The 11,992-nt window shown below is 59.5% G+C and carries 5 protein-coding genes and 2 pseudogenes; 6 read left to right on the top strand and 1 reads right to left on the bottom strand.

The features are described 5' to 3' along the window. Window positions 1–5,016 (top strand): AAA family ATPase (locus tag AB4Y43_RS39695; protein ID WP_368730233.1); only part of this gene is annotated, 5,016 nt, incomplete at its 5' end. A 764-nt stretch (window positions 5,017–5,780) separates the two neighbouring features. Continuing rightward, window positions 5,781–6,300: pseudogene (locus AB4Y43_RS39690) on the top strand (IS6 family transposase); the annotation flags it as partial. A 657-nt stretch (window positions 6,301–6,957) separates the two neighbouring features. On the opposite strand, the gene AB4Y43_RS39685 reads toward AB4Y43_RS39690, so the two are convergent. Next, on the bottom strand, window positions 6,958–7,446 hold the full coding sequence (locus AB4Y43_RS39685; protein WP_368661878.1) for an Lrp/AsnC family transcriptional regulator: 489 nt from the start codon (window positions 7,444–7,446) through the stop codon (window positions 6,958–6,960). 159 nt (window positions 7,447–7,605) lie between these two features. On the opposite strand from AB4Y43_RS39685, the gene AB4Y43_RS39680 reads away from it, so the two are divergent. From AB4Y43_RS39680 to AB4Y43_RS39665, 4 genes and pseudogenes are all read left to right on the top strand, one after another. Further along, a complete protein-coding gene (locus tag AB4Y43_RS39680; RefSeq protein ID WP_368730232.1) occupies window positions 7,606–8,742 on the top strand; it encodes a branched-chain amino acid ABC transporter substrate-binding protein in 1,137 nt (378 codons plus the stop codon). A gap of 197 nt (window positions 8,743–8,939) precedes the next feature. Then, window positions 8,940–10,169 carry a diaminopropionate ammonia-lyase gene (locus AB4Y43_RS39675; RefSeq protein WP_368661879.1) on the top strand — a complete coding sequence of 410 codons (1,230 nt, stop codon included), beginning with the start codon at window positions 8,940–8,942 and terminating at the stop codon, window positions 10,167–10,169. Window positions 10,170–10,203: 34 nt separating this feature from the next. Continuing rightward, window positions 10,204–11,367, top strand: a complete 1,164-nt coding sequence (locus AB4Y43_RS39670; protein WP_368730231.1) for a M20 aminoacylase family protein — start codon at window positions 10,204–10,206, stop codon at window positions 11,365–11,367. 290 nt (window positions 11,368–11,657) lie between these two features. Further along, a pseudogene (locus tag AB4Y43_RS39665) lies at window positions 11,658–11,992 on the top strand (hypothetical protein); the annotation flags it as partial.

Below are 11,992 nucleotides of genomic sequence, written 5' to 3'. Positions count from 1 at the left end.
GGCCACGTGCGGCTCACTGGCTTTGGCAGCGCCTCTCGACGCACGTATGAACGGCAATCGCCGGAACCGCCGGAAACGATCGTCGGTACCCTCGCCTATATGGCGCCTGAGCAGACTGGGCGGATGAACCGCTCGATCGATTCGCGCAGCGACCTCTACGCATTCGGAGTCACGCTCTATCAGATGCTCACAGGGACCCTGCCGTTCACCGCGGCCGATCCGATGGAGTGGGTACATTGCCATGTTGCACGCAACCCGGTACCGCCCGGCGCGCGGGTAGCAAGTGTGCCGGCTGTCGTCTCGGAACTTGTCATGAAGCTGCTCGCCAAGACTCCCGAGGAACGCTATCAGACTGCGGCCGGTGTCGAGCATGATCTGCGGCGGTGCCTGTCCGATTGGCAGCGCCAGCACCACATCGATGCCTTCGTGCTGGGTGAACGTGATACATCCGACAAGCTTCGCATCCCCGAGAAGCTTTACGGGCGTGAGCGCGCGATAGAGGCCATGGTCGCTGCGTTCGAGCGCGTCGTCACGAGCGGCACGCCTGGGCTGGTGCTGGTGTCCGGCTATTCCGGCATCGGCAAGTCCGCAGTCGTCAACCAATTGCACAGGGCGCTTGTACCGCCGCGGGGGCTGTTCGCGTCGGGCAAGTTCGACCAGTACAAATGCGACATACCCTACTCGACACTGGTGCAAGCCTTTCAGGGGCTGGTGCGACCGCTCCTTGGCAAGCACGACAGGGAACTGGCCATCTGGCGCGACACGTTGATCGGGGCACTAGGGCCGAATGCGCGCCTTATGACCGAACTGATCCCGGAACTGAAGCTCATCATCGGCGATCCGCCACCCGTCCCGGAACTCGAACCTCACGAGGAGCGACGCCGCTTCAAGCTCGTTTTCCGGCGCTTCATCGGTGTCTTCGCCCAACGTGAACATCCGCTGGCCCTGTTTCTCGATGACCTGCAATGGCTCGACGCCGCGACGCTGGACCTGCTGGAAGATCTCCTCATCCGCCCAGACCAGCGATACCTGATGCTGATCGGCGCCTACCGCGCAAATGAAGTTGATGCTGAGCATCCACTAATGCGCAAACTTCAAACCGTCAGGACCACAGGCGCAAGGCTTGACGAAATTGCCCTTGAGCCGCTCGCCCGCGAGCACGTGGAGCAACTGATTGCCGAAACACTTTGCTGCGAGCGTGAACGCGCCGCACCGCTTGCCGCGCTCGTGCATGAGAAAACGGCCGGCAATCCGTTTTTTGTGATCCAGTTCGTGCACACGCTTGCTGATGTCGATCTGGTCACCTTCGACCATGACGCGACCTGCTGGCGCTGGGATCTGCCCAGCATTCACAGCAAGGGATATACCGACAACGTAGTGGACCTGATGGTCGCGAAGCTCGCGCGCTTGCCCATCGAAACGCAGCGCGCGTTGCAACAGCTCGCCTGCCTTGGCAACGCCGCCCCCGTCGCGATGTTACCGAAGGTTTTGGGGGTCTCCAGGCAGGCGGTCCGGGCGCTACTGCAGCCAGCGGTCGATCAAGGGCTGGTCGAGCAACTGGAACTTGCCTACCGGTTCGCACACGACCGCGTACAGGAAGCGGCGTATTCATTGATCCCGGAGCACTCGCGCGCCGGCGCCCACCTGCGTATCGGACGCCTGCTCGCGGCGCTAACGCCCGCTGACAAACGTGAAGCGGCGATCTTCGAGATCGTTACACAACTGAACCGTGGCGCAGCGCTGGTGACCTCCCGGCAAGAGCGTGAGCAGCTGGCCGGGTTCAACCTGAGCGCCGGCCAGCGGGCAAAAGCGTCAACAGCCTATGCATCGGCGCTCACCTATCTGAGCGCCGGTGCGGACCTCATGCGGGACGATCGTTGGGAACGCAGGCGCGATCTGGTCTTTGCGCTGCAGTTGAACCTTGCCGAATGCGAATTCCTCACCGGCCGGTTATCGGTCGCGCAAGAGCGACTAGCCGTGCTATCAAGCCGTGCCAGGACCACGGTCGAACAGGCGCAGGTCACGTGTCTGCAAATGGATGTCTATCTGACCCTCGACCAAAGTGGTCACGCAGTCGACGTCTGTCTCGAGCATCTCCGGCGCGTTGGTATCGACTGGTTAGCGCATCCGGAAGAGAGCGACGTACAACAGGAGTACGAAAGCATCCGGTCACGGCTCGGCGGCAGGACGATCGGGACGCTCATCGATCTGCCTCTGATGAAGGACCTGCCGTCTCTCGCGACCGCCAACGTGCTGAGCAAGCTCCAGAGGCCGGCCTGGTTCTTTGACGCGAACCTGGCTTCCCTGGCCATATGCAAGCTGATCAGCCTTAGCCTGGAGCATGGCAACTGCGATGCGTCGTGTTTTGCGTATGTCATGTTCCCGCGGATTGCTGGACCACGCTTTGGCGATTACCACGCTGGAATCCAGTTCGGCCAGCTTGGCTTCGATCTGGTCGAGCGCCGTGGGCTCAAACGCTTCGAGGCGGTGACATATCTCTGCTTCGCCCTCTATGTCGTGCGCTGGACAAAACATGTGTGCGTTAGTAGCGAGGTGCTGCGCCGCGCATTCGAAGCAGCGAGCCGGATCGGGGACGTCCCGTCTGGCGCCTATACGTGCTGCCATATCGTATCAGACCTGCTTTTCGCCGGTGCACCATTGGTCGAGGTCGAGCGCGAAGCCGAACAGGGCCTCGCGTTCGCCAGCAAGGCGCGTTTCGGTCTTGTCGTAGATAACATCACTACGCAACTCGCGCTGATCCGGATGCTCCGGGGTTCGACGCTGAAATTCGGTCACTTCGACGACGAATTTAACGAACTTCGTATGGAACAGCATTTGTCCGGAAACCCCGCGCTCGCAACGGCCGCGTGCTGGTACTGGATCCGGAAACTGCAGGGACGATTCCTTGCAGGCCACCATGTGGCCGCCATCAACGCGGCGTTGATTGCGCAGCAGCTACTGTGGAGTTCGTCATCGCACCTGGAGGAAAGCGAATACCATTTCTTCGGTGCACTGGCACGGGCCGCACATTGTGACCGTGCCCCGGCCGCGGAGCGACAGCAGCACCACGACGCGATCGCCGCACATCACCGGCAGTTGGAGATCTGGGCAGAGAACTGTCCGGAGAATTTTGCAACCCGTGCGGCGCTGGTGGGCGCCGAGTTGGCTCGCCTGAACGGCTGCGATGTCGAAGCAATGCGTCTCTACGAAGAGGCCATGCGCTCGGCGCGTACACATGGCTTCGTACACAACGAAGCACTTGCCAATGAACTCGCGTCAGGCTTCTACGCGGCGCGAGGCTTCGACAGGATTGCCCGCGTGTATTTGCAGGACGCACGCCGGGGCTACCAACGCTGGGGTGCCGAAGGCAAGGTACGCCAACTTGAAGCGCTGTATCCGCTTCTCGGGGACGAAGAGCGAGCGCCCGGCCCGGGCAGCACGATCGGCACCCCCGTTGAACACCTCGACCTTGCTACTGTCATCAAGGTGTCGCAGGCCGTTTCCGGAGAGATCGTCCTGGACAAGCTAATCGATATGGTCATGCGCACTGCGATCGAACAGGCGGGCGCCGAGCGAGGATTGCTGATTCTTCCAGACGCGGGCGGACAAAGGATAGTCGCGGAAGCCAAAATCGCGGGGGACACACTCCGCGTGCAACTACGCGATGACCCCGCGAGCCCCAACGTGATACCCGAGTCGGTCCTCTATCATGTGTTGCGAACGGGCCAGAGCGTCATTCTCGACGATGCCACACGCTCGTCCGCGTTCGCTGCAGATGCCTACATCCTCCAGCATCGAGCCCGCTCAATTGTGTGTCTGCCCCTGACGAATCAGGCCAGGCTTATCGGCGCCCTGTACCTCGAAAACAACCTAGTCACCCGTGCCTTCTCGCCAGCGCGAATTGGCGTGCTGCGGCTGCTCGCGTCGCAAGCGGCAACCTCGATCGAGAATACCCGACTGTACCGCGACCTGAAGGAGCGCGAGGCCCGGATCCGGCGACTCGTCGACGCCAATATCATCGGCATCATTGTGTGGAACGCAGAGGGCGACATCCTTGAGGCCAATGAGGCATTCCTGCGCATGGTGGGATATGACCGCGAGGATCTTGTTTCAGGTCGTCTGCCCTGGCGAGACCTGACCCCAGTGGAGTGGCGCGAAAGCAGCGAACGGGCTCTCGCGCAGATCGGGCACCAGGGAGACATTCAGCCGACCGAAAAAGAATACTTCAGGAAGGATGGCAGTCGTGTGCCCGTCCTGGTCGGCCGCGCGGCATTCGACGGCAGTGGGAAGGAAGGCGTCGCGTTCGTGATCGATCTGACGGTGCTCAAGGAGGCGGAGCGCCGCCTGCGCGAGTCCTATGAGATGCTGCGGGAACTCACGTCACATCGCGAAATGGCTCGCGAGGAAGAGCGCAAGCACATCGCGCGTGAAATGCACGACGAACTTGGACAGCACCTCACCGCGCTTCGCCTGCAGGCGTCGGCATTACGTATGCGACTGGGCAACGATCGCCCGGAACTGGTCGAGCAGACGCAGGCGCTGATTGCGCTGGTGGACAAAACCATGCAGGTCGTCAGGGGCGTCATCGCGGCGCTGCGCCCTGCGGCACTCGACACCGGCATTGCAGCGGGGCTCGAGTGGCTTGCGGCCGAGTTCAACCGAAACGGTCGCACGGTATGCCGCCTGCACTTGCCCGACGAGAATATCGTCGTGAGCGAGCCCTGCGCTGTCGTGCTGTTCCGCCTCGTTCAGGAAGCGCTGACCAATGTCGCCCGCCACGCAGCGGCGCCCCATGTGGTCATCATGCTGGAGCGGACAGGGGACTGCTGCCTGCTCGAAGTGCGCGACGACGGTCGAGGATTCGATGTTCAGCCGGCCAAAAAGGGTTCATTCGGACTCGCGGGCATGGAAGAACGCGTTCTGATGCTGGGCGGTCAGATCAACGTTATCAGTTCGCCGGGAGCCGGCACGACAATCAAGGTGAAACTTCCGGACCATCCGGCCTCATCGACATAGCCGTGGCATCGTGGACGCGTATTCGACATGCACCCTTCCACGACCGACAACCCGGAGCGGCCATGTCTACACGGTCGCACGGGCACTCCCCCCGCACGCACGCCGTCGTGCCCGGGCGCGCGAGTCGCCCGTCTCGGACATCGCCGGTATCAGGCCAACGGCAAAGTCGTCTTGATCGAAGTGTCGGCCGCAACCGATTAGTCGAACCCGAATCCGGCCGCGCAGACGATCCTGCTGCAATCGCGTACCCGCGCGCTGCCCCCGGTCGCAGCGAACCTGTGGACAATCAAGGCGCCCGCTCGGTACGGTGGAGGGAGGCAAGGCCTGGTTTTCGCGAAATTGCTTTGCTTTCCACGAAGTATGCACTGCAAAACGCAAGCTCGCAATTTTCGGCGATAATTCGCGCTTCGCGGTTTGCAATCTGGACGACGCAGTTTTCTCCCACTGCTCACGCACCGATGCAAGCCACTGGCGTTGTCTGCGTGTGAGATAGAACGGCCAGAGATCCCGCCTGTCCCCGTTGGGCTGTTGTCGAAAGCGAAAGGCCACCTCGCATCTCTTCGTCATGTGTTCCCGTCCCGCCATTGGCAATGAGGGGTTTGTGCGACCGGGACCCTCGTCAGAGTAGCCGACAGACCACGTTCGCCTTTAGTCCCGCATCGGCTATCCTTTCTGCCACGCCGGACATTTGTTATTCCTTTCGGTTCTATTGCAATAGCAGAGGCTGGTATGCTGCGGGACCTTACCGAATGCTGTGAACGACAATGAAAGCCCTGAGTCCGGCGGTAGCCAAAGTGCTGCAGCGGTTGCACTATCCGCTCGAGATAATGTTGGTGTGCGTGCGTTGGTACGTGGCCTACCCGCTGAGCTTGCGCAATCTTCAGGAGATGAGGGCCGAGCGCGGGATCGCGGTCGATCATTCGACCGTGCACCGGCGGTGCCATCAAGCTTCTGCCGGTACTTGAAAAGGCGTTCCGCCGCTGCAAGCGCCCGGTCGGCAAGAGCTGGCGGGTGGACGAGACGTACGCCAAGGTGCGTGGCCAGTGGAAATACCTTTATCGCGCTGGGGACAAGGCCGGAAAGACGGTGGATTTCCTGCTTCGAGCCCATCGTGACAAGGCTGCCGCCCGTCGCTATTTCGAGAAAGCCATCGACCAGAACGGCGAGCCGGAGACGATCACTATGGATAAGAGCGGCGCCAATCTGGATGCCCTGCACGCCATCAACGCCGAACGGGAAGCGCCCATCCAGATCCGCCAGATCAAATACCTGAACAACGTTGTCCGAACTTATCGCGACAGAGCCTTGGCGCCTACCGCCGCATGCCTCCTGTCGAACTTCGTCCGGCGTGTCAACGTGCTCTTTTCACGTGGTGAATTGCGAGGTATGAGCCATGGACCGCGATCTGGAGGAGTTCTGTGACGCCTGCAGTCTCATGGGCTCCGCACGACGCTCTTTCGGGGGCCTGGCGGCCAATGAGTCGGACAACAATGAGCCGGACAATTCCGCAGACATCCGCATGCTTGCGAGAGCACTCAACGAGGCCACGTACCGGTAGCTCACGTAACAGGTAGTCCTGCCTATGGCACAGGGATATGTTGACGCCTCGCGTGTAGTTGAGCGGCACGTACCGAGCGAGAGGTACTTAATTCTTCAATCAATCTTTTTTCAAACTTCGTCGGCCGCCTGCGTAAGCGCGTTTGGAAATCTGGTTGCATGGATAGCGCGTTGAACATCGCGTACACGCGGGAGCAGAAGCACCGTCACACCGTCTACGGACGCAAGACTAAGGGTATCGGCCAACTCAGTGTGCCAAGTGGTTGGTCGTATTGCCGAAGCTCGTGCAGTTCGTGTTGACGGGCCTATTCGTTGCGTAGATAGCGTACCTTGAAGAAGAGATGTGCACTTCTGGGCGGGTGGTTGAGCAACCGGGAGACAGGCCTACTGCGCCCGACCGAGTGGCACATCGAGCGTTATTTTGACCCGCTCCATCGCGACAAAGGTACGGAAGCTTCGAACGTTGCCCTCCGCGAAGAACAGCGCCCGCGTTAGGGCCGTGTACTCCGCCATGTCCCGCGTGCAGAAAATCAGGATGAAGTCGACGTCGCCGGTCACGTAATAGCACTGCTGGACTTGCTCGCAGGCATCGAACCGTGCCTTCATCGCATCGAGCAACTCTATCGCCTCACTCTCCGCGGAAACGTGAGTGATTATCGTGACCCGGGAACCGAGCGCATCGGGATTCAGTAAGCTGCGGTCCGCAGCAATAACGCCAGCACTTCTAAGCTTCTGGAGCCTTCGCGCCACGGACGGGACGGACAGGTTCACTTCATGCCCGATCTCACGATGGGGCAGCTGATTGTTCCGTTGCACGATTGCGAGGATCCGCAAATCGAAAGCGTCTAGCTCGACATCTCGAAGATTCGACATGAGAATTTTTCTCGAAACGTGGGCGCAAAAGAATAAATACTAACGGTTTACTCGCAATAAACTGTTCATGTCAAGTGCTTTCGGTCACCGCTGCTAGAGCAGCTGACGGCTGGGGACTTCGGCACCCTCCCACCCCGTTTCGTATTCCCACCGAAGATCATGAAAACCAGACAACTTTTCAACACGTTGATGGCGGTCTCAATTGGCGCATCTGCATCGGCGGCCGACGCGGACGTTACCGTCAAAATTGGCCAAATTTCGCCTCTGACTGGCGAGCTCGCACACATCGGAAAGGATGACGAGAACGGAGTGCGGCTTGCAATCGAGGACTTGAATACCAGGAAGCTGAAAATCGCCGGCCACTCGATCACCTTCGAGCTAGATTCGCAAGATGACGCCGCCGACCCGAAGACCGCAGTGACGGTCGCGCAGAAGCTAGTAGACGACCGTGTTGCCGGCGTCGTGGGGCATGCCAACTCCGGCACATCGATTCCCGCTTCGAGGATTTACGCAGGCGCTGGAATTCCGATGATTACCGAATCGGCTACTAATCCATTGCTGACCCAGCAAGGACTCAAGTCGGTGTTTCGAATGGTCGCAAACGATGTCCGCCAAGGCTCGGTCATCGGAACTTATCTGGTACGAGACCTGAAAGCTCCCAGGGTTGCAATCGTGGACGACCGTACAGCGTACGGCCAGGGCCTCGCTGACCAGATTGAGAAGGCGGTGCAGTCCGCCGGCGGTACCGTCGTCGACCGCGAATTCGGGACCGACAAGACAACCAACTGGATGGCGGTTCTCACGACGATCAAAAATCGCAGACCTGATGCCGTTGCTTTCACGGGTGGCGACACGCAGGCGGCCGCCTTTATACAACAAATGCGTCGACTCGGAATGAAGGTCAAGTTCATTGCCGGCGACGAAGCGTGCACGCCGCAGTTCATTGCCCTCGGCGGCTCATCAATGACCAACGATATGTATTGCACACTCGCCGGCGTACCGCCTTCTCAGATGCCACAAGGCCCGGCATTCTTCAAACGGTTCGAACAAAGGTTCAAGACGCCGGTTCAGCTTTACGCTCCCTATGCATACGACGCAGTCATGACCATGGCAGCCGCTATGCAAGCAGCCAACTCTACCGACCCGAAAGTTTACCTGGCGCAATTGCGGTCGGTGAAGGTTGACGGGGTGACGGGCCCCATTCAGTTCGATGAAGCAGGTGACATCCGCAACGGTGCAATCACGGTACGGCAGTTTGACAACAACGTCTGGAACGACAAGTCGGTAGTCCGCTAACCCGAACGCGCAGTTGGGTGCGGCGGTGCCATAATGCCTGCAGCACCCCATGCGAGAAATTTTCTCGATTTGTGCCGAATTTTAGATCCCAAATAAACAAAGCATTGCAATATTATTCCTGCTGTTCCTCCGAGCCAGCACTTGGACTTTGGCAATAGAAATACGGCACATCGGATGCCTCCCTGGAGCTCTTCTCAATGTTGACTGCAAATTCCCGCGCGTCCAAAGGGCCGTACCCAGATGAACTCAAAAGCATTCTGAACATTCGGGCAGCAGACGAAAGCGGCGCCTGGCTAGCCGATTGGGACCAGATCTCTCGTTCAGCGACGCCGCTCTGGGACCTCCCGGACGCCGCGGCAGCATTGGGCGTCGCACGTATCAGCCTGAAGGACGAAGGCTTCCGCTCGCCGCTTGGCAGCTTCAAAGCGTTAGGCGCGCCCATCGCACTCGTGCGGTTGATTCTTCGGCACTGGCACACTCATAGCCTGAATCCGGCCGGCCTTCTTCGCGGGCAATATGCCGGGATGTTTTCGAACCTGACTGTTATCAGCGCCACCGATGGTAATCACGGAAAGTCATTGGCAGCCGCCGCACGCGACATCGGTTGTCGGTGTGTCATCGTCCTTCACGCCAACGTCAGCGTAGAACGGGAGCAGGCCATCGCTTTGTACGGCGCGAAGATTATTCGCATCGCGGGTAGCTACGATGAATCGGTTGAGCATGCGGCAGCACTGGCGGCCCAAAATGGTTGGCACGTTGTCTCAGACACGTCCTACGAAGGCTACGAAGCGATTCCTCGGGATGTGATGCAGGGATATGGCGTGATTGCCGCTGAAACAATACGGCAGCTCGGCAGTTCCACCCTTTCGCAACCAATCACCCACGTATTCCTGCAAGGAGGCGTCGGTGGTCTCGCAGCAGGCGTCGCGAGTTATCTCTGGGAGCACGCCGAAGCGCGGCGGCCCCGATTCGTTGTCGTCGAGCCTCAGCAGGCAGACTGTCTTTATCAAAGCGCCATCGCAGGCTACGCCACGAAAGCGACTGGCTCCGTTGATTCGGTCATGGCCGGCCTCGCCTGCGGAGAGACATCCCCCTTGGCCTGGAAAATTCTCGATCGGTGCGTCGACCATTTCATGACCATCAGTGACGATGACGCGGTGGCAGCAATGCGTTCACTTGCCGCTGGCAGCGACCGTGACGCTCCTTTAGTGGTTGGAGAGTCCGGTGCCGCGGGATTCGCGGGCCTAAGCGTGCTCATGCAAAACCCGTCCCTTGCCCAGCAGGTAGGACTTGGACCCGACTCACACGTGCTGGCCATCAATACCGAGGGTGCCACGGCGCCCGCAGTGTATCGAGACCTCGTTGGCGAGTCGGCGGAAGCCGTTCTTGCGCGCCAGAGCGAGTGGCAAAAATCGCTCGAGCACTGACATCCAATCACCGCCTCAAATCGAGGACCGCACCATGGAAATGTCCCTACAAGAGCGCCTGAAGAACTGGCGACATCAGTTCCACAAGAATCCCGAAACAGGCTTCGAAGAAGCACAGACATCGGACTACGTTGCCAGTGTTCTGAAGACACTCGGCCTCGAGGTTCATCGCAACATTGGCGGAACCGGGATGGTCGCCAACTTGAAGATTGGCAACGGGAAACGGGTTATCGGCCTTCGCGCCGAAATGGATGCGCTAAACATCACCGAGAATGCGCCCGGCAGACCTTACGCATCGTGTATTCCGGGGAAAATGCACGCATGCGGTCACGACGGACACATGGCGATGATTCTCGGCGCAGCGCAACTTCTCGCGGAGCGAAAAGACTTTGACGGCATGGTTCGCTTCATTTTCCAGCCCGCCGAAGAACACGGACGTGGCGCGAAAGCGATGATGCAAGAAGGGTTGTTCGAACGGTTTCCTGTCGACGCCATTTTCGGCGCGCACAACATGCCCGGGATGCCCGCAGGCAGCTTCGCAACACGTCCGAACGGCATTATGGCCAGCGAAGACAACTTCGTCATTCACATCAAGGCAAGAGGCACGCACGCAGCACGGCCTCATATGGGCGTCGACCCCATTGTCATTGCCTCGCAAATTGTGCTCGGTCTCCAGACGATTATTTCGCGCAATTTGGACCCAAGCCTGTCCGCAGTCATCTCGTGTACTGAGATAGTTACGGACGGTCTTAGAAACGTCATTCCTTCGAATGTCATCATCAAAGGCGACACGCGCAGCTACGCCCCAGAAGTGCAGAAGCTGCTGATGATCCGGATGAGGGAAGTCAGTGAGGGCATCTGCCGTACACACAGAGCCGAGTGCGACTTCCAGTACACGCATGAGTTCGTCCCGACCGTGAATACACCAGAGCTTGTTGATGTAGCGGTTTCAGCCGCTTCGCATGTCGTGGGCGCGGAGAATGTGGACGCCAACGTTCAGCCTATGATGATCTCGGAGGACTTCGGTGCGTTTCTGCAGGTTGTACCGGGAAATTTCATCTTCATCGGCAACGGAACGGAGCCCCAAAACGGCGGCGTTCCTCTGCACAACGCTACCTACGATTTCAACGACGACATACTGTCAGTCGGATCGCGATACTTTGCTGAGATTGCGCGACGGCAATTGCCGGCACGCTGACAGCTCGCCACGCGCGGTGGCCGCTAAACACATGTTAGCGGCCACACGTTGGGACGTGTCTCGAAGGGCCGAATCCGCAGTCGTCAAGCGCCTCTCGCTTCGAGGGGAATAGCGCCATTCGCAGGCGGTCACCGCAGGTCGCCGCCAGGGCCGCCGATAATCGTCTGGATCGCCGGCTGAGTTGTGCCGCTAAAGGCGCCTAGGAGGAACCGCCAAATTTTACCGCGATGGACCCGGCGCCTCCCACCGGGAGACACTAACGCACTCACCCAGACGTGCGGAGGTTCACCATGGAAATCGACGTTCTCGGCATTGATCTAGCGAAACAGATCTTCCAGCTCCATGGCGCTGATCGTCGCCGTCGTGTTGTGCATCGGTCGAAGGTCTCGCGCAGCTCGTTCTTCGAAGCCGTACGCGCCTTGAACCCGAAGTTGGTCGTCATGGAAGCATGCAGCACGGCCCACCACTGGGGGAGGTGTTTCCAGTCGATCGGTATCGAAGGTAAGCGGCTCACGGCGGCCGTCGTAGACGGCTGCAGGGACCGGCATCAAAGTGATGTCCATCATTTTCGAAGTGATGGACACCACTTTGTCAGAGCCAACACAGAGGCCCGGCAGCCGGAAAG

It is taken from the genome of Paraburkholderia sp. BR10872 (genome assembly GCF_040965835.1).
Taxonomy (GTDB): domain Bacteria; phylum Pseudomonadota; class Gammaproteobacteria; order Burkholderiales; family Burkholderiaceae; genus Paraburkholderia; species Paraburkholderia nodosa_A.
The sequence above is the reverse complement of the archived record's forward strand: the minus strand, read 5'-3'. Positions and strand labels throughout refer to the sequence as shown.

Coding starts and splice junctions, on each gene's coding strand:
- AB4Y43_RS39670 (WP_368730231.1), top strand. CDS start 10,204: ATGGAAATGTCCCTACAAGAGCGCCTGAAGAACTGGCGACATCAGTTC.
- AB4Y43_RS39680 (WP_368730232.1), top strand. CDS start 7,606: ATGAAAACCAGACAACTTTTCAACACGTTGATGGCGGTCTCAATTGGC.
- AB4Y43_RS39685 (WP_368661878.1), bottom strand. CDS start 7,446: ATGTCGAATCTTCGAGATGTCGAGCTAGACGCTTTCGATTTGCGGATC.
- AB4Y43_RS39675 (WP_368661879.1), top strand. CDS start 8,940: ATGTTGACTGCAAATTCCCGCGCGTCCAAAGGGCCGTACCCAGATGAA.